Genomic DNA, 19,317 nt, shown 5'->3' with positions numbered 1-19,317 from the left:
TTTTACGACTGCTGCGCAGCCGAGCGGGAGCAAGCTCCCTCGCCACAAAAGCGGGGGGCGCTTTTTGATGGCGCCGTTCTAGTACACCCATACCTCCACCCGCCGATTCCGAACCCTGCCTTCATCCCCGCTATTGGCCGCCACCGGCATCAAGGCGCCGAACCCTCGTACTTCCCGCAACGCCACGCCGTATTTGACCAGTTCACGGCGCACCGCCATGGCTCGCAGTTTGGACAGCAGGTCGGCCCGCGCCGGGTCGTCCTTGGCGTCGCCAAAACCTACCAGGGTCACGCGTCGGTCGGCTTTGCCGTGCTGCTGTATATAGTCGAGCACGCGGCTCAGGTCCTGGTGGGCCTTGTTGTCCAGGCTGGCGCTGCCTTCTTCAAAGCGAAAATTCACGGTCAAGCGTTGGGCGTGGCGGCTCAGGGCCTGGTACCCCTCGGGCATCAGTGCATTCGGCGTGACGGCCATGGCCTGGACGGTCTGGGCGATAAACCCGTTCGCCGCGACGATGGCCTGGCCTTTATCGCTTTGGGTAAACGCCACCAATGCCTCGGCCCACGGGTTGGTGCCCCAGGGGGGCAAATAGAAGAACAGGCGCCGGGAGAGTGGGTAGTCTTCGGTGGCGATCAAGTGGTTGAGCGGCAGCATGGGTTGGGAAGCGCCGTCGACAATGGCCAGCGCCTTGGCTTGGCGCACGTAGGGCAAACCGATGAAACCGATGCCTTGCGGGTCCTGGCTGACAGCGTCGGACAACTGTTCGCTCGACTCGAAGCGCCGCGCGGTAGGATCCAGCTGTTTTCCCTGTCGGCTGAGGACCAGTTCCTTGAAGGTGTCGTAGGTGCCGGACTGTTCATCCCGGGCATACAAATGAATCGGCCCGCCCGTTCCGCCGACGGCCTCCCAGGTTTTTGCCTCGCCGCTGAATATCCGCGCCAGTTGCACGGTATCGAGTTGGCGCAGCGGGTTGGAGGAATGAAGGATGATCGCTAGGCCATCAATGGCGATGACCTGCTCGGCGGCAGGACTTTTCAGGTCGCCCAGGGACGACAATTCCTTCAGTTCACTGTCCTTGATCGGCCGGGAAGAGGCCGCCAGGTCGGCGCTGGCTTGCTTGAGGGCGGTGAAACCGGTGCTGGAGCCGTGGGCCGCGATGTCGACTTCCACCCGCCGGCCATCGGCGGTCAGGCCAACGATGCGCTGCTCGTTGTCGCGCCCGGTGATTTCGCTGCTGACCCTGAGCAGGCCCTGATCTTCCATCAAGCCTCTGACCAGGGCCGGCCCCAGCGCCGCGCCGATGGTATTGGAGCCCTGGAGGCGCAAGGCAGGGCCTTGTTCGGGAATGGGCAAATTGCCGGCCCATGCTACGAACGGCAGCCAGAGGCCCATGAAAACCACAACACACAGCCGCATGCCGGCACCTTCTGAACCCGAGGAAGTGCCGGAAGATTAAGTCAGTCAGGTTACTGAAAGGTGACAGGGGTGCGACGGAGCACCGAAATCCAATGTGGGAGCGAGCTTGCTCGCGATGGCGGCGGCACATTCAAGATCAAATGTGACAGCTGGATCGCTATCGCGAGCAAGCTCGCTCCCACAGGGGGGGGGGACGCAATCAGCTCAACTGCAACCAGATCGGCGCGTGGTCCGACGGTTTTTCCATGCCCCGCAGCTCATAGTCCACGCCAGCGTCCTTGACCCGCGGCAGCAGGCCGTGGGAGGTGAGGATCAGGTCGATGCGCAGGCCGCGCTTGGGCTCGTCCTCGAAACCGCGGCTGCGGTAGTCGAACCAACTGAAACGGTCGGTGACGTCCGGGTTCAGGTGGCGGAAGCTGTCCACCAGGCCCCAGTTCTTCAGGCGGGCCATCCATTCGCGCTCTTCCGGCAAGAAGCTGCATTTGCCGGTTTTCAACCAGCGCTTCATGTTGTCCGGGCCGATGCCGATGTCGCAGTCTTCCGGGGAAATGTTCACGTCGCCCATCACCACCACCGGCTGGTCGTTGCTGAAGCGGCTTTCCAGCAGTTGCTGCAAATCGCTGTAGAACCGCTCCTTGGCCGGGAATTTGGTCGGATGGTCACGGCTTTCACCCTGGGGGAAGTAACCGTTCATGATGGTCACCGGTGCGCCGTTGGCATCGGCGAAGGTGCCCCAGATGAAGCGCCGCTGGGCGTCCTCGTCGTCACTTTCGAAACCTTTGTACAGGCTCAGCGGCGCCTGGCGGGAGAGCAGGGCGACGCCGTAGTGGCCTTTTTGCCCGTGGTAATGCACGTGGTAACCCAGGGCCTGCACCTCAGCCAGGGGGAATTGTTCGTCGTGAACCTTGGTTTCCTGCAGCCCGATCACATCCGGCTGGTGCTTCTCGATCAGCGCCGCCAGCTGATGGGGGCGGGCGCGCAGCCCGTTGATGTTGAAGGAGACGATCTTCATGGTCGGCTGTCCTGGCAAAACTGCGATGCTAGCTGACATGTGGGAAGGGAGCCAGCGTGGCAGTAGGACAAATGCGCTGCTAATGTCCTTTTGGCGAACGCTTTGTGGGAGCAAAGCTTGCTCGCGAAACAGACAACTCGATTCCTGAAAGACCGTATCGCTTTCATCGCGGGCAAGCCTTGCTCCCACAAGGTCTTTGCTCAGGCTTCACCGAGCCCGCCCAGGAGATCTGCCATCATGCCTGAAACCGCCGCCATCGCCGACGTCCATATGCTCGACAGTGGTTATTCCCGCGAAGCCCGTTCGTTGCTGTACCAGGCCTATCGCCATGAGCCTACCTTCAGCTACCTGTTCGAATCCGAGCGTCCCGGTTATGAACAGCGGGTCCGGGCCACGGTGCGTGAGCTGGTCAAGCAGCATTTTCTCCAGGACCTGCCGGCCATCGGCCTGCTGGTCAACGACCGCCTGATTGGTATCGCCCTGATCGCCCCGCCGCAGCGGCGCCTGGGCATCACCGAAAGCTGGGCCTGGCGCCTGCGCATGGTCTTGAGCACCGGTTTTCGCTGCACCCGGCGCTATCTGGAGTACCACGCGGCGGTGCTGGCCTGCCTGCCGTCGGACGCAGTCCATGTATTGCCGCTGCTGGGGGTGCACCCACAGTTCCAGGGCAAGCATTTCGGCGAGCAGTTGCTCGAGGCGGTCCATAACTGGTGTGCGGTGGACGAGCATTCCCAAGGGGTGGTGCTGGACACCGGAAACCCGCGCTACCTTGAGTTCTATAAACGCCAGGGATACGAGGAAATCGGTGAAGTCGCGGTAGGACCGATCCGCGAGCATGTGTTCTTCCACGCCAACCCGCAGATTCTGCAAAGCGCAACGGCATAGTCGGGCGAACTTTTAGGAAATGTCTGGCTCTATCAAGCACCTACGCTCGTGATAGCATCCGCGCCATGAATCTCCCAGGAAGAATGACCCGTGGCGCGCTCTTGCTGTCCCTCAGCTGTGCGGCACTGGCAAACAGTGAATTGGAAGTACGCGTCCAGCCGTCCAATGATGAACTCAAGGCCAACGTCGAAGGTTATATCGGTGGCGTGGGGGACCGTGACGAGGAAGCCTTGCTGCGCTTCAGTCGCGGCGCCGAGGAACAGGCGCGCAAGGCCGCCCAGGCGCTGGGCTACTACCAGCCGCAGATCGACAGCGAGGTCAAGGGCGGCAAGGATCCACGGCTGGTGCTGACCATCGACCCCGGCGAGCCGGTGCACCTGCGCAACGTCACCGTGCGCATCGATGGGCCGGCGGCTTCGCTCAAGGCTTTTCGCGTGCCCGGCAATGCCGCGCTGAAGCCCGGCGCGGTACTCAACCATGGTCGCTATGAAGACGCCAAGCGGGTGATCCAGAACCAGGCCTCGCGTTACGGTTATTTCAGCGGGCGTTTCACCCAGCAGAAACTCCTGGTGGACCCCCAGGCGGGCATCGCCGATATCGAGCTGGTCTACGACAGCGGCCCGCGCTATGCCTTGGGCCCGGTGAGCTTCGAGGGCGACACGCCATTCGACGAAGACCTGCTGCAACGCATGGTGCCGTTCAAGGCCGGCACGGCGTACGATTCCGAGCTGATTGCCGAACTCAACCAGGCCTTGCAATCGAGCGGCTATTTCGAAGGTGTTCGGGTGGATGCGGCCCCCACCGCCGCCACCAACAATGTCATTCCGGTGGCGGTCAAGCTCGACACGCGCAAGCCACGCACCATGGGCCTTGGCCTGGGTTTTTCCACCGATGTCGGCCCCCGGGCCAAAGCCAACTGGACGCGCCACTGGGTCAACCCCCAGGGCCACAGCTATGGCTGGGAAGCGGAAGTGTCGGCGCCCCGGCAAAACGTCGGCCTGTGGTACGACGTGCCGCTGGACCCGCCGCTGACCGACAAGATGCGCTACGCCGGCGGTTATCAATATGAAGAACTGGCCGGCACCGACAGCCTCAGCAAACTGCTCACCGTGGGCCCGGAATGGCACAGCAAGTTGCCCAGCGGCTGGCAGCGGGTGGTGTCGCTCAAGTGGCAGCGCGAGGAATACCGCCTCGGCGACGATGCGGGCCTGAGCACGCTGTTGATGCCGGGCGTGAGCTATTCCTATCTGCGCAGCGACAACCGCATCGACCCGCACAACGGCTACCGTTTGCAGTTCGACACCAAGGTCGCCAAGGAAGGGCTGGGCTCGGACAATAACCTTGTATACGGCACCGCCATGGTGAAGGGCCTGACCACGGTGTTCGACAAGCATCGCTTGCTGGCGCGGGCGCAAATCGGCGGCAGCGCCACCAATGGCTACAAATCCATTCCACCGTCCCTGCGCTTTTTCGCCGGTGGCGACCAGAGCGTGCGGGGTTACGACTACCAGAGCCTGTCGCCGGAAAACTCCGAGGGCGACCGTATCGGTGGTCGCTATATGGTCGCCGGCAGCCTCGAGTATCAGTATTCCATCGCGGAAAAATGGCGAGTGGCGACGTTCATCGACCAGGGCAACTCCTTCAACAGCCTTGAGCTGCCGAGCCTGAAGACCGGCGTGGGTGTCGGCGTGCGCTGGGTGTCGCCGGTGGGGCCGATCCGCCTCGACCTGGCCCATGCGATGGACGATGAAGGCGGCATCCGGTTGCACTTTTCCATGGGGCCTGAGCTGTGAAGCGTGGTGTGAAAATAACGCTACTGGCCCTCGTTGGGGGGCTGCTGGCGGTCGTGCTGGCCTTGAGCACGGTGCTGGGCACGGCATTTGGCAGCCGCTGGGCCCTTGGCCTGGTGCCGGGGCTGGCCGTGGAGAATTTCCAGGGCCGGCTGGGCGGGCAGTGGAGCGCCGATCACCTGCTGTGGCAGCAGGGCGACAGTCGGGTGGCGTTGGATCGAGTGATATTCGCCTGGTCGCCGTTGTGCCTGGCGCGCATGACCCTGTGCATCGAACAGCTCAAGGCCGACCAGGTCGCCTTGCAGTTGCCCGCTTCGACCGATGCGCCGAGCAGCGGCCCGATCAGCTTGCCGGACCTGGACTTGCCGCTCGCGATCGAATTGGGCGATGTGCAAGTCGGCAGCCTGTCGTTCAACGGCAGCGAGCAACTCAAGGGCCTGCAATTGGCTGCCCATTGGACCGCCGAGGGCCTGCAGATCGACTCGGTGCAGTTGCAGCGCGACGAGCTGGGCCTGAAGCTGTCCGGCTTGCTCAAGCCCGGCGGCGACTGGCCGTTGAATGCCGAAGGCCGATTGACCTTGCCCGCGCCGGGGGCCACGCCCTGGGCCCTGGACCTGAAAGTCGACGGCAATCTGCTCAAGACCCTCAACCTCAAGGCCGACAGTAGCGGCTACCTGCAAGGCCAGTTGACCGGTGAGCTGCAACCGCTGGCGGACAACCTGCCCGCCAAGGTGCGCATTACCGCCGACGGTTTCAAGGCCAGCGCCGATCTGCCAGACACGCTGTTGCTCAATCAGTTGGAATTGACCGGCGAAGGCGATCTGAAAAAAGGCTATCAATTGCTTGGCAAGGCGACGTTGCCCGCCGAAAAAGGGCCAGTGGCATTGCTGCTGCAAGGCACCGTGGACGCCAATGGCGCACGGATCGCCGGCCTGGATCTGGACGCCGGCAATCAGCAGAGCCTGAAACTCAGCGGGCAAGTGGACTGGCGCGACGGCTTGAGCGCCGAGGCGAAAGTCGCCTGGCTGGATTTCCCTTGGCATCGCCTGTATCCGCTGATCGACGAGCCGCAAGTGACATTGCGCAGCTTCAATGGCGAAGTCTCGTACACCGATGGCAACTACCTGGGCAATTTCCAGGCCGCGCTGGACGGCCCCGCCGGGGCGTTCAGCCTGGACAGCCCGTTCAGCGGCAACCTGACGCAAATCCATCTGCCGCAACTCAAGCTCGCCGCGGGGCAGGGCAAGGCCGAAGGACACCTGAGCCTGCAATTTGCCGACGGCATCGCTTGGGACACGGCGCTGCAACTGTCGGCCATCAACCCGGCGTATTGGCTCGGCGAGTTGCCCGGGACCCTGGCCGGACCGTTGCGCAGCAAAGGCGCGATGAAGAACGACCGCCTCGAGCTCGACGCGGACCTGGATCTCAAGGGCAAGCTGCGGGGCCAACCGGCGCTGTTCCAGGCCAAGGCCAGTGGTGCCGGCGAGCAGTGGAACCTCAGCGCGCTGGACATCCGCCTGGGAGATAACCGCATCAATGGCACCGGCAACCTGCAACAGAAACTCACCGGCCAGATCGACATCAAGCTCGCCCGTCTTGCCCAGCTCTGGCCGCAATTGCGCGGCCAGGTCGTTGGCCGGGTCGATGTCGCCGGCACGCTCAAGGCGCCCCAAGGCAAGCTCGGTCTGCAAGGCACGCAATTGGCGTTGCAGGACAATCGCTTGCAAAGCCTGAACCTGGACGCGACCCTCGACAGCGCCCAGCGCGGCAAGCTCGACCTCAAGGCCAGCGGCATACGCGCCGGCGAAACGTCCCTGGGCGCGCTGACCGTCAGCGGGCAGGGTGACATCAAACGGCAAACACTCAACCTGGACTTGCAAGGGCCGCAGCTCGACACGACCCTGGCGCTCGACGGCGCCCTCGACCAGGGCAATTGGCGCGGACGCCTGGCCAGCGGCGAGGTGCAGGCCGGCGGTCAAGCCTGGCGCCTGCAAGCCCCGGCAAAACTGGAACGCCTGGCCGATGGCACGCTCAACGTTGGCGCTCACTGCTGGCGTTCCTTTGATGCCAGCCTGTGCGGTGAAGACCAGCGGCTGATGCCGGAGCCGAAGCTGCGCTATCACCTCAAGCAATTCCCCATCGAAAGCCTGGCCCAGTGGATGCCCAAGGATTTTGCCTGGCAGGGCCGGCTCAATGCGGACCTGCAACTGGACCTGCCGGCGAGTGGCCCGAATGGCCGGATCCTGGTGGACGCCAGTGGCGGTACGTTGCGCATCCGTGACAAGGCCGGGGACAAGGCGCAATGGCTGGACTTCCCCTACCAGACCTTGACGCTCAATAGCCGCCTGACCCCCAAGCGCATCGACACCGACCTGAATTTCGTCGGCGCCAAGCTCGGCGAGCTGGTGCTCCAGGCGCAGATCAATCCGCTGCCGGCCAGCAAGCCCTTGAGCGGTTCGTTTCGCCTGACCGGCCTGGACTTGTCCGTGGCCCGGCCGTTCGTGCCGATGGTGGAAACCCTCACCGGTCACCTGAACGGCAGCGGGACGTTGTCGGGTGGTTTGCTCGCACCCCAGGTCAACGGCAACCTGGTGCTCAGCGACGGCGAAGTCTCCGGCCCGGAACTGCCGATCAGCCTCGAAGCCCTGCAGGTGCGGGCGATGATTGCCGGTGAAACGGTACGGCTCGACGGTGCCTGGAAAAGCGGCAAGCGCGGGCAGGGCAGCCTGACCGGGAACATCGGCTGGGGCGAAGCCCTGACCCTGAACCTGGCTCTCAAGGGCTCGCAACTGCCGGTCACCGTCGAACCGTACGCGGTGCTCGATGTCGCCCCGGACCTGAACATCACGATGCAGGGCGAGCAGCTTTCCATTGCCGGCAAGGTCCTGGTGCCCAAAGGCGAGATCACCGTCCGCGAACTGCCGCCGTCCACCGTCAAGGTGTCGGATGACACGGTGATCGTCGGCCACCAGACCGAGGAGGGCAAGGCGCCGATAGCCATGGCGATGGACATCGACGTGATCGTCGGCCAGGACAAACTCGCGTTCTCGGGTTTCGGCCTGACGGCCAACGTCCAGGGGCAAGTGCACATCGGCGACAACATGGACACCCGCGGTGAACTGTGGCTCAACGACGGCCGCTATCGGGCCTACGGGCAACGGTTGACGGTGCGTCGGGCCCGGCTGCTGTTCGCCGGGCCCATCGACCAGCCCTACCTGGACATCGAAGCGATTCGCCAGACCGACGACGTGATCGCCGGCATCCGCTTGAGCGGCAGCGCCGAGCAACCGACCACGCAAATCTTCTCGGAGCCGGCCATGAGCCAGGAGCAGGCGTTGTCCTACCTGGTACTGGGCCGGCCGCTGAGCACCACGGGCGAGGACAACAACATGCTCGCCCAGGCGGCGCTGGGCCTGGGGCTGATGGGCAGCTCGGGCGTGACCAGCAGCCTGGCCAATAACCTGGGCATCGATGACTTCCAGCTCGACACCCAAGGCAGCGGCAACACCACCAGCGTGGTCGCCAGCGGCAACCTCTCGGAAAAACTCAGCCTGCGCTACGGCGTCGGCGTGTTCGAACCGGCCAACACCATCGCCCTGCGCTACAAGCTCAGCAAGAAGGTGTACCTCGAAGCCGCCAGCGGCGTCGCCAGTTCGCTGGATATCTTCTACAAGCGCGATTTCTAAACCCCTTCCCCCAAACCCTTGTGGGAGCGAGCTTGCTCGCGATAGCGGCGTGTCAGTCAACGAAGAAGTTGAAGGTCATACCGCTATCGCGAGCAAGCTCGCTCCCACAGGGATGTCTGCATTTTGTCTGTTGGTGAATAGCAAGCTAACTATTTGTTTGACATTTGCTGCCTAAGCAGTAATATCTCGACATACATTCACTGCCTAGGCAGCAAACGGTGCTCAGATGAAGCATTTCACCCCAGACGAATTTCACAATTGCCACCTCGGCATGCTGCTCGGCCGCGCCGCGCTGCTCAAGGACCGGATCATCGACACCCACATGGAGCCCGTCGGCATTACCGCCGCCCAGTTCAAGGTGTTGATCATCATGGCCCAGCACGGCATCGACACGCCGGTCGAGCTGTGTCGCTACCTGTCCCTGGACAGCGGCTCGATGACGCGGATGCTCGATCGCCTGGAGCAGAAAGGTTTCCTGGTCCGCCAGCGCTCGGCAGAGGATCGGCGCCAGGTGCAACTGGTGCTGACCGAAGCCGGCCAGGCCCTCGCTGATCGCCTGCCGTTCATTGGTGCCGACGCCATGAACCAGTTGGCCAGCGCCATCAGCCGCGAGGAGCTGCAAACCCTCGAAGACATCCTCAAGAAAATACTGCTCGCTGCCGGTGATCCCATCACCGTGTTGCGATTGGGGGAGAAATGAAACGTCAAACCTTGCGTACCCACTTGAGCCTGGTGCTGTTGGCCATGAGCCTCGCCGGTTGTGCCAGCTACAGCGGCCTGAAGACCGAAGGCGTCAGCCTCGAGGCCAAGAGCCTCCAGGCTGGACAGTCCCTGACCGGGGTCACGCTGTCGCCGGCCGCGTGGCCGAAAAACGACTGGTGGAAAAACCTCGGTGATCCGCAGCTCGACGGTCTGATCCGTGAAGCCCTGCGCGACAGCCCGGACATGCAGGTCGCCAGCGCCCGGGTCCACCAGGCCAGTGCCGCGGCCTATGCCGCCAACGCGGCGCGCATGCCGACCCTGGATGCCAGTGGCAGCGTCAGCCGTTCGCGTCTGGCCCGTGACCAGGATCCGCAAGGGCAGGGCGGGGCATACAGCACCCTGCGTTCGCTGAGTGTGGACTTCAACTACAACTTCGACCTCTGGGGTGGCCAGCGTGCCGCCTGGGAAGCCGCCCTGGGCCAGGCCCGCGCCGCCGAGATCGATCGCCAGGCCGCGCAACTGACCCTGGCCGCCGATGTGGCCCGGGCCTACAGCGACCTGGGCCAGGCCCACATCATTCATGACCTGGCCGCCGAAGACCTCAAGCGCACCCGGCAGATGCTCGACCTGGGCAAGCGCCGCCTCAGCGCCGGGATCGACAGCGAGTACCAGTTCCAGCAGACCGAAAGCCTGGAAGCCAGCGCCGATGCGACCTTGATCGACGCAGAAAAACGCCTGCAAAGCGCCAAGATCGCCCTGGCGGTGCTACTGGGCAAGGGCCCGGACCGCGGCAATGAAATCGCCCGGCCCAACGTGTTGCAAGCCAGCGCGGTCGCCTTGCCGTCGAACCTGCCGGCCGAGTTGCTGGGCCGCCGTCCGGACCTGGTCGCGGCGCGCTGGCGGGTCGAGGCGGCCAGCAAGAACATCGAGGCCGGCAAGACCAACTTCTACCCCAACCTCAACTTGAGCGCGGCGGCGGGGGTGCAGTCATTGCTCGGCGATGCGATGTTCGGTTCGGCCAGCCGCTTCTTCAACGTGGCGCCCACCGTGTCGTTGCCGATCTTCGACGGTGGCCGCCTGCGGGCGGACCTGGATGCCCGGGACGCCGATTACGACCTGGCGGTGGCGCAGTACAACAAGAGCCTGGTCACGGCCCTTGGCGATGTCAGTGACACCATCAACCAGTTGCGCGACATCGCTCGCCAGATCGGTGCCCAGCAACATGCCACCGACATCGCGCAGAACTCTTACGACACCGTGGTCCAGCGCTACGGCTCGGGCATCGGTAATTACCTGGACGTGCTGAGCATCGAGCAGCAATTGCTCCAGGCCCAGCGCCAACTGGCGAACCTGAATGCCGAGCAGATCGATTTGTCGATCCAACTGATGCAGGCCCTGGGCGGTGGTTTCGAAGCCCAGACCCTGGCGGCGGCCACGCCGACCCCTGCCACGCCGACTCACTGATTCGAGGTACTTGTCATGGCGACTGCCGAAACGACTCAATCCGAACATACACAAGACAGCGGCAACCCACGCAAGCGCAAGGTCATGCTGTTGGCACTGGCGCTGATCGTCATCCTCGCGGGCCTGGGTGTGTGGGGCTGGCATGAACTGTATGGCCGCTGGAGCGAAAGCACCGACGATGCCTATGTGAACGGCAACGTGGTGGAGATCACGCCGTTGGTGACCGGCACCGTGGTGAGCATCGGTGCCGATGACGGCGACCTGGTGCGTGAAGGCCAGGTGCTGGTGCAGTTCGACCCGAACGACGCCGAAGTCGGGCTGCAAAGTGCCCAGGCCAACCTGGCCCGGACCGTGCGCCAGGTGCGTGGCTTGTACAGCAACGTCGATGGCATGCGGGCGCAGGTCAATGCCCAAGAGGCCGAAGTGCAGAAGGCCCAGGAAAACTACAGCCGACGCAAGAACCTGGCGGCCGGCGGAGCGATTTCCCAGGAGGAACTGTCCCACGCCCGGGATGACCTGACCTCGGCGCAGAATGCCCTCGCCAATGCCCGGCAACAGCTCAAGACCACCAGCGCCTTGGTGGACGATACCGTGGTCTCGTCCCATCCCGACGTGCAAGCGGCCGCCGCGCAATTGCGCCAGGCCTTCCTGACCAACGCCCGCAGCACCTTGATCGCACCGGTCACCGGCTATGTGGCCAAGCGCACCGTGCAACTGGGCCAACGGGTGCAGCCGGGCACGGCGTTGATGGCAGTGATCCCGTTGGACCAATTGTGGATCGACGCCAACTTCAAGGAAACCCAACTGCGCGACATGCGCATCGGCCAGCCGGTGGACATCGAAGCCGACCTGTACGGCAGCGATGTGAAGTTCAGCGGCACCATCGACAGCCTGGGCGCCGGGACCGGCAGTGCGTTTGCCTTGCTGCCGGCGCAGAACGCCACCGGTAACTGGATCAAGATCGTCCAGCGGGTGCCGGTGCGCATTCATGTCAACGCCGAAGAACTGGCCAAGCATCCGCTGCGAGTTGGCCTTTCGACCCAGGTCAGCGTCAACCTGCACGACCAGAGCGGCCCGGTGTTGGCCCAACAGCCACCGCAGAAAGCCTCGTTCAGTACCCAGGTCTATGACCGGCAGTTGGCCGAGGCCGACGCGATGATCACCCGCCTGATCCACGACAACAGTTCCGCGGCGAGCAAAACCGCGCAGCGCTGATCAGTTGTGGGAGCCGAGCTTGCTCGCGATAGCGGTATGACCGGCTACAGAGATATTGACTGCAAGGGCCTCATCGCGAGCAAGCTCGGCTCCACAGGTTTTGTGTCCTACCCACTGAGTTCAGGCGACCCTGGATCCAGTGGGAGCAAGGCTTGCCCGCGATAGACTCTCTTCGCTTCATAGGATTTCGCAATGAGCAATAACGCGTCCTTCACGCCGCCCAGCCTGTTGCTCAGCACCATCGGGCTGTCGCTGGCGACGTTCATGCAGGTGCTCGACACCACCATCGCCAACGTCGCCTTGCCGACCATTTCCGGCAACCTGGGCGTCAGCTCGGAGCAGGGCACCTGGGTGATCACCTCGTTCGCGGTGAGCAACGCCATCGCCCTGCCGCTCACTGGCTGGCTCAGCCGTCGGTTTGGCGAGGTGAAGTTGTTTTTGTGGGCGACGATGCTGTTCGTGCTCGCTTCATTCTTGTGTGGCATTTCCAGCTCGATGCCGGAGCTGATTGGCTTTCGGGTACTCCAGGGGCTGGTGGCCGGGCCGTTGTACCCGATGACCCAGACCTTGCTGATCGCCGTCTACCCGCCGGCCAGGCGGGGCATGGCCCTGGCGTTGCTGGCGATGGTCACGGTGGTGGCGCCGATTGCCGGACCGATCCTCGGCGGCTGGATCACCGACAGCTATAGCTGGCCGTGGATCTTCTTCATCAATGTGCCCATCGGCGTCTTCGCGGCGATGGTGGTGCGCCAGCAGCTCAAGGCGCGGCCGGTGGTCACCAGCCATCAGCCGATGGACTATGTGGGATTGATCACGCTGATCATCGGTGTTGGCGCGCTCCAGGTGATTCTCGACAAGGGCAACGACCTGGACTGGTTCGAATCGAACTTCATCGTCATCGGTGCGCTGATTTCAGTCATTGCCCTGGCGGTCTTCGTGATCTGGGAAATGACCGACCGCCACCCGGTGGTCAACCTCCGCCTGTTCGCCTATCGCAACTTCCGCATCGGCACCATTGTGTTGGTGGGCGGTTACGCCGGGTTCTTCGGCATCAACCTGATCCTGCCGCAGTGGTTGCAGACCCAGATGGGCTACACCGCGACCTGGGCCGGATTGGCCGTGGCACCCATCGGTATCCTGCCGGTGTTGATGTCGCCCTTCGTCGGCAAGTACGCCCACAAGTTCGACCTGCGCTTGCTGGCGGGGCTGGCGTTCCTGGCCATCGGCCTGAGCTGCTTCATGCGCGCCGGGTTCACCAACGAGGTGGACTTCCAGCACATTGCCTTGGTGCAGTTGTTCATGGGCATCGGCGTGGCGCTGTTCTTCATGCCGACCCTGAGCATCCTGATGTCGGACCTGCCGCCGCACCAGATTGCCGACGGCGCGGGGCTGGCGACGTTCCTGCGGACCCTGGGCGGCAGCTTTGCCGCATCGTTGACCACCTGGATCTGGATTCGCCGTGCCGACCAGCATCACGCCTACCTGAGCGAAAGCATCAGCACTTTCGAGCCGGCCACCCGCGAGGCGCTCAACCAGCTTGGCGGTGCCAGCACACCGGCCTATGCCCAGCTCGACCAGATTCTCAACAGCCAGGCGTACATGCTCTCCACCGTGGATTACTTCACGCTGCTGGGTTGGGCATTCATGGGGTTGATCGTGCTGGTGTGGCTGGCCAAACCGCCGTTTGCGGCGAAGGCGGGGCCGGCGTCGGCGGGGCACTGATCCAAAGGTCAATGCAATTCAATGTGGGAGCGAGCCTGTGGGAGCAAGGCTTGCCCGCGATGCAGGCGACACGGTTCAACTGCAAGACCGTGTCACCGTTCATCGCGAGCAAGCTTGCTCCCACAGGCTGCTCCCACAGGCATCTCATGGGGTCTTTAAGTGCTTGGCAACGCCAACTGCGCATTACCAAAACCAAACGGCGCCAACGCAAACCCCTGTTCATCCACCTGCAACGCCCAGCCTTGTTTGTCCCAATCCCCCAGCACGATGCGCCGGGCGGCGTGTTCGCCCAGTTGCAGCTTGTGGATGGCGGGGCGGTGGGTGTGGCCGTGGACCAGGGTCTTCACGCCGTATTGCTGCATGATCCGCGGGATCTCTTCGGGCGTGACGTCGACGATGTCATTGGCTTTCATGCGTGTCTGCGTGCGGCTTTCGCTGCGCAGTTTGCGCGCCAGTTTCTGGCGGCTGCCCAGCGGCAGGTGCCGCAGGATGAACAGCGTGACCGGGTTGCGCAGCCAGCGCCGCAGCTTCATGTAGCCTTCGTCGCGGGTGCAGAGGCTGTCGCCATGCATCAGCAGCACCGGCTCGCCATTGAGCTGCACGACACTCGGGTCCTTGAGCAGGGTGCAGCCGGCCGCTTTGCAAAAGGCTTGCCCCAGCATGAAGTCGCGATTGCCGTGCATCAGGAAGATGGCCGTGCCGCTGTCGCTCAACTCGCGCAGGGCCTGGCAGATGGAACGCTGGAACGGCGTCATGGCATCGTCGCCGATCCAGGCTTCGAAAAAGTCGCCCAGAATGTACAACGCTTGCGCCGAGCGGGCGCGTGTGGCGAGTAAATCCAGAAACGCCCGGGTGATGTCCGGGCGCTCCTCTTCCAGATGCAAGTCTGAAATCAGCAATATCACTCAATGATCTCGGCTTTCTCGATGATCACGTCGTCTGCCGGGACGTCCTGGTGGCCAGCCTTGGAAGTGGTGGCGACGCCCTTGATCTTGTCGACCACGTCGGTGCCTTCGGTCACTTCACCGAACACTGCGTAGCCCCAGCCCTGTACGGTCTTGGCGCTGTGGTTCAGGAAGCTGTTGTCGGCCACGTTGATGAAGAACTGCGCGGAAGCCGAATGCGGCTCCATGGTACGGGCCATGGCGACGCTGTACTTTTTGTTCGGCAGGCCGTTGTCGGCTTCGTTCTGGATGCTCGGGCGCTTGTCTTTCTTTTCCTTCATGCCCGGTTCGAAGCCACCGCCCTGGATCATGAAGTTGCCGATGACGCGGTGGAACACGGTGTTTTCGTAGTGGCCGGCGTTGACGTATTCGATGAAGTTGGCCACGGTCAGCGGCGCTTTCTCGGCGTTCAGTTGCAGAACGATGTCACCGAAGTTGGTGGTCAGTTTGACTTTGCTCATGGTCGGTACTCTTTCAAGGAATTCGTGGGTTTCGGGGCACAAACGCCCGCAACCGGTCTGGCTGCAATCGGCCAGGTTGGGCAGTTTAGCGTGCCGGGCACGAATTTCGAGGCTGTTTTTCATCTGGCCGTCGATTAAATTCAATCGTTTGCCGGCCTGGCCTGTCAGGTACTTGACAGCATCGGCTATGATACGGGCTTTGATTTATCAGGCCGCACCCGGCCGCGCACTTGTAAGTTCAAGGATCCTATGAGCAAGCCCACTGTCGACCCTACCTCGAATTCCAAGACCGGCCCGGCCGTGCCGGTCAATTTCCTGCGCCCGATCATCCAGGCGGACCTGGACTCGGGTAAGCACACACAGATCGTCACTCGTTTCCCGCCGGAGCCCAACGGCTACCTGCACATCGGTCATGCCAAGTCGATCTGCGTGAATTTCGGCCTGGCCCAGGAGTTCGGCGGCGTCACGCACCTGCGTTTCGACGACACCAACCCGGCCAAGGAAGACCAGGAATACATCGACGCGATCGAAAGCGACGTCAAGTGGCTGGGTTTCGAATGGTCCGGTGAGGTGCGCTACGCCTCGCAATATTTCGACCAGTTGCACGACTGGGCGGTGGAGCTGATCAAGTCCGGCAACGCCTACGTGTGCGACCTGACCCCCGAGCAGGCCAAGGAGTACCGCGGCAGCCTGATCGAGCCGGGCAAGAACAGCCCGTTCCGTGAGCGCAGCGTGGAAGAGAACCTGGACCTGTTCGCCCGCATGCGCGCCGGTGAGTTCCCGGACGGCGCACGGGTGCTGCGCGCCAAGATCGACATGGCCTCGCCGAACATGAACCTGCGCGACCCGATCATGTACCGCATCCGTCACGCCCATCACCACCAGACCGGCGACAAATGGTGCATCTACCCCAACTATGACTTCACCCATGGTCAGTCGGACGCCATCGAGGGCATCACCCACTCGATCTGCACCCTGGAGTTCGAAAGCCATCGTCCGTTGTACGAGTGGTTCCTCGAGCACCTGCCCGTGCCGGCCACCCCGCGCCAGTACGAATTCAGCCGCTTGAACCTGAACTACACCATCACCAGCAAGCGCAAGCTCAAGCAGCTTGTGGACGAGAAACACGTCAATGGCTGGGACGATCCGCGTATGTCGACGCTGTCGGGCTTCCGCCGTCGCGGCTACACGCCGGCGTCGATCCGCAACTTCTGCGAGATGATCGGCACCAACCGTTCCGATGGTGTGGTCGATTTCGGCATGCTCGAGTTCAGCATCCGTCAGGATCTGGACGCAAATGCCCCGCGCGCCATGTGCGTGTTGCGTCCGTTGAAGGTCGTGATCACCAATTACCCGCAAGACCAGGTCGAAAACCTCGAACTGCCGCGTCATCCGCAAAAAGAAGAACTCGGCGTGCGCAAACTGCCGTTCGCCCGTGAAATCTACATCGACCGCGATGACTTCATGGAAGAGCCGCCAAAAGGCTACAAGCGCCTGGAGCCGAACGGCGAAGTGCGTCTGCGCGGCAGCTACGTGATCCGTGCCGACGAAGCGATCAAGGACGCCGACGGCAACATCGTCGAGCTGCGTTGCTCGTACGATCCGGACACCCTGGGCAAGAACCCTGAAGGCCGCAAGGTCAAGGGCGTGATCCACTGGGTGCCGGCCGCGGCCAGCGTCGAGTGCGAAGTGCGCCTGTACGATCGCCTGTTCCGCTCTCCGAACCCGGAGAAGGCCGAAGACAGCGCGAGTTTCCTGGACAACATCAACCCTGACTCACTGCAAGTGCTGACCGGTTGTCGTGCTGAACCCTCGCTGGGCAATGCACAGCCGGAAGACCGTTTCCAGTTCGAGCGCGAAGGCTACTTCGTCGCGGATATCAAGGACTCGAAACCAGGTCAGCCGGTATTCAACCGTACCGTGACCCTGCGTGATTCGTGGGGCCAGTGATCAAGTCTTAAGGAAACACCGTGCTTACGATCTACAACACGCTCACCAAGAGCAAAGAAGTCTTCAAGCCGCTGGATGGCAACAAGGTGCGCATGTACGTCTGCGGCATGACCGTGTATGACTACTGCCACCTCGGCCATGGTCGCAGCATGGTCGCCTTCGACCTGGTGACCCGCTGGCTGCGGTTCAGCGGTTATGACCTGACCTACGTGCGCAACATCACTGACATCGACGACAAGATCATCAACCGCGCCAATGAGAACGGCGAGTCGTTCGAAGCGTTGACCGAGCGCATGATCGCGGCGATGCACGAAGATGAAGCGCGCCTGAACATCAAGAAGCCGGACATGGAGCCGCGTGCCACCGACCATATTCCGGGCATGCATGCGATGATCCAGACCTTGATCGACAAGGGCTACGCCTACGCCCCGGGCAATGGTGACGTGTACTACCGCGTCGGCAAGTTCATGGGCTATGGCAAGCTGTCGCGCAAGAAGATCGAAGACCTGCGCATCGGTGCGCGGATCGAGGTCGACGAAGCCAAGGAAGATCCGCTGGACTTCGTTCTGTGGAAAGGCGTCAAGCCGGGCGAGCCGAGTTGGGAATCGCCATGGGGCGCCGGGCGTCCGGGCTGGCACATCGAATGCTCGGTGATGTCCACCTGCTGCCTGGGCGAGACCTTCGACATTCATGGCGGCGGTAGCGACCTGGAGTTCCCCCACCACGAAAACGAAATCGCCCAGAGCGAAGCGGCCACCGGCAAGACCTACGCCAACGCGTGGATGCATTGCGGCATGATCCGGATCAACGGCGAGAAGATGTCCAAGTCCTTGAACAACTTCTTCACCATCCGCGACGTGCTCGACAAGTATCACCCGGAAGTCGTGCGTTACCTGTTGGTGTCGAGCCACTATCGCAGCGCCATCAACTACTCGGAAGATAACCTCAAGGACGCCAAGGGTGCCCTGGAGCGTTTCTATCATGCGTTGAAGGGCCTGCCCGCCGTGCCGCCTGCCGGTGGCGAAGCGTTCGTGGCGCGTTTCACCGAAGTGATGAACGACGACTTCGGCACGCCGGAAGCCTGCGCGGTGCTGTTCGAGATGGTGCGTGAGATCAACCGCCTGCGTGAGAGCGATCTCAATGCCGCGGCCGGCCTGGCGGCCCGCCTGAAAGAACTGGCCAGCGTACTGGGTGTGTTGCAGCTCGAAGCCGATGACTTCCTGCAGGCCGGTGCCGCAGGCCGTGTGGACGCCGCCGAGGTGGAGGCATTGATCCAGGCGCGCCTGGCTGCCCGGGCCAACAAGGATTGGGCCGAATCCGACCGCATCCGCGACCAGCTCACCGCCATGGGCGTGGTGCTGGAAGACGGGAAGGGCGGGACGACCTGGCGTCTGGCGGACTGAGTCCACCCGGGTCTATGTGGGAGCGGGCAAGCCCGCTCCCACAGTTTTTTGAGTGGTTCCAGGCATCGCATACATTGAAGATCCCACAATTTTTTTGTGCTCAGCCTGGCAATCATTCCTTCATGAGCTAGTACTGTCTGGTCGATTCGACGTTCCCACTGTCAGGAGTCTTCCATGTTGGCTCATTGGTCGCTTGCGGCAATTCATCTGCTGGCGTTCGCCCTCGGGTTTTGGGCGGTGCTGACGCGCGGCACGGCGCTACGGCGCCTGGCGGGCGGTGTGGACGCGGTGCGGGGTGTCTTGGTTGCAGACAACCTGTGGGGCCTGTCGGCCCTGGTGCTGTTGGTGACCGGGGGGATGCGCGCTTTCGGCGGGTACGAAAAAGGCACGGATTACTACCTGCATCAGCCGCTTTTTCACTTGAAGATGACGTTGCTGCTGCTGATTCTGCTGCTAGAGATCGTGCCGATGATCGCCTTGATCAAATGGCGGATGGCACTGGGCAAAGGGAGGGCGATCGATCCTTCGAAAGCCGGCCGACTTGCACGGATCAGCCACATCGAAGCCTTGTTACTGATCTTGATGGTCGTCGCCGCCACAGGCATGGCGCGCGGCGTTGGCTTGGGCTGACCGGCCGCGAACGCCTGCTTCGTCATCATTAAAACGAAAC

General features: G+C 62.8%; 14 protein-coding genes. 10 read left to right on the top strand and 4 right to left on the bottom strand.

The window, feature by feature from the left end; translation table 11 throughout:
* Positions 1-78: 78 nt before the first annotated feature.
* Together J4E53_RS23980 and xthA are read right to left on the bottom strand one after the other, a co-directional pair.
* A complete protein-coding gene (locus J4E53_RS23980; protein ID WP_103311419.1) occupies positions 79-1,413 on the bottom strand; it encodes a substrate-binding domain-containing protein in 1,335 nt (444 codons plus the stop codon).
* 199 nt (positions 1,414-1,612) lie between these two features.
* Positions 1,613-2,425: an exodeoxyribonuclease III gene (xthA, locus tag J4E53_RS23975; protein ID WP_060738200.1), complete on the bottom strand. Its 813-nt coding sequence runs from the start codon at positions 2,423-2,425 to the stop codon at positions 1,613-1,615.
* A gap of 237 nt (positions 2,426-2,662) precedes the next feature.
* On the opposite strand from xthA, the gene J4E53_RS23970 reads away from it, so the two are divergent.
* The 7 genes from J4E53_RS23970 (at position 2,663) to J4E53_RS23940 (ending at position 13,889) form a co-directional block, all read left to right on the top strand.
* Complete coding sequence (locus J4E53_RS23970) at positions 2,663-3,310, top strand: N-acetyltransferase (protein WP_060738199.1); 648 nt, start codon at positions 2,663-2,665, stop codon at positions 3,308-3,310.
* Positions 3,311-3,375: 65 nt separating this feature from the next.
* Positions 3,376-5,103, top strand: coding sequence for an autotransporter assembly complex family protein (locus J4E53_RS23965; protein ID WP_207268195.1), 1,728 nt, complete (start codon positions 3,376-3,378; stop codon positions 5,101-5,103).
* The gene (locus tag J4E53_RS23960) at positions 5,100-8,786 is read left to right on the top strand and encodes a translocation/assembly module TamB domain-containing protein (protein WP_103311197.1); all 3,687 of its coding nucleotides are present in this window, start codon (positions 5,100-5,102) and stop codon (positions 8,784-8,786) included. Before J4E53_RS23965 ends, J4E53_RS23960 begins: the two co-directional genes overlap by 4 nt.
* Before the next feature lie 226 nt (positions 8,787-9,012).
* The gene (locus J4E53_RS23955; protein WP_053183538.1) at positions 9,013-9,486 is read left to right on the top strand and encodes a MarR family winged helix-turn-helix transcriptional regulator; all 474 of its coding nucleotides are present in this window, start codon (positions 9,013-9,015) and stop codon (positions 9,484-9,486) included.
* Positions 9,483-10,952 carry an efflux transporter outer membrane subunit gene (locus tag J4E53_RS23950; protein WP_103311026.1) on the top strand — a complete coding sequence of 490 codons (1,470 nt, stop codon included), beginning with the start codon at positions 9,483-9,485 and terminating at the stop codon, positions 10,950-10,952. The genes J4E53_RS23955 and J4E53_RS23950 overlap by 4 nt, the downstream gene beginning before the upstream one ends.
* 15 nt (positions 10,953-10,967) lie before the next feature.
* Positions 10,968-12,167: an efflux RND transporter periplasmic adaptor subunit gene (locus J4E53_RS23945; RefSeq protein ID WP_103311025.1), complete on the top strand. Its 1,200-nt coding sequence runs from the start codon at positions 10,968-10,970 to the stop codon at positions 12,165-12,167.
* A 192-nt stretch (positions 12,168-12,359) separates the two neighbouring features.
* The gene (locus tag J4E53_RS23940) at positions 12,360-13,889 is read left to right on the top strand and encodes a DHA2 family efflux MFS transporter permease subunit (RefSeq protein WP_103311024.1); all 1,530 of its coding nucleotides are present in this window, start codon (positions 12,360-12,362) and stop codon (positions 13,887-13,889) included.
* 155 nt (positions 13,890-14,044) lie between these two features.
* Here J4E53_RS23940 and J4E53_RS23935 read toward each other — a convergent pair whose 3' ends face one another.
* Both J4E53_RS23935 and J4E53_RS23930 read right to left on the bottom strand, forming a co-directional pair.
* The gene (locus tag J4E53_RS23935) at positions 14,045-14,794 is read right to left on the bottom strand and encodes a UDP-2,3-diacylglucosamine diphosphatase (RefSeq protein WP_060738193.1); all 750 of its coding nucleotides are present in this window, start codon (positions 14,792-14,794) and stop codon (positions 14,045-14,047) included.
* Positions 14,791-15,294, bottom strand: coding sequence for a peptidylprolyl isomerase (locus tag J4E53_RS23930; RefSeq protein ID WP_060743046.1), 504 nt, complete (start codon positions 15,292-15,294; stop codon positions 14,791-14,793). The genes J4E53_RS23935 and J4E53_RS23930 overlap by 4 nt, the downstream gene beginning before the upstream one ends.
* A gap of 249 nt (positions 15,295-15,543) precedes the next feature.
* On the opposite strand from J4E53_RS23930, the gene J4E53_RS23925 reads away from it, so the two are divergent.
* The 3 genes from J4E53_RS23925 (at position 15,544) to J4E53_RS23915 (ending at position 19,277) form a co-directional block, all read left to right on the top strand.
* Entirely contained in the window at positions 15,544-17,244 is a 1,701-nt protein-coding gene (locus tag J4E53_RS23925; protein ID WP_060738192.1) for a glutamine--tRNA ligase/YqeY domain fusion protein, read from the top strand.
* 20 nt (positions 17,245-17,264) lie between these two features.
* Positions 17,265-18,647 (top strand): cysteine--tRNA ligase, encoded by a 1,383-nt coding sequence (gene cysS / locus J4E53_RS23920; protein WP_103311022.1) that lies wholly within the window; start codon positions 17,265-17,267, stop codon positions 18,645-18,647.
* 174 nt (positions 18,648-18,821) lie between these two features.
* Entirely contained in the window at positions 18,822-19,277 is a 456-nt protein-coding gene (locus J4E53_RS23915; RefSeq protein WP_060738190.1) for a DUF2214 family protein, read from the top strand.
* Positions 19,278-19,317 lie beyond the last annotated feature (40 nt).

The sequence above is a fragment of the Pseudomonas sp. FW305-28 genome (assembly GCF_017351395.1).
Taxonomy (GTDB): Bacteria; Pseudomonadota; Gammaproteobacteria; order Pseudomonadales; family Pseudomonadaceae; genus Aquipseudomonas; species Aquipseudomonas fluorescens_AA.
This window is presented reverse-complemented; position numbering and strand designations above follow the sequence as displayed.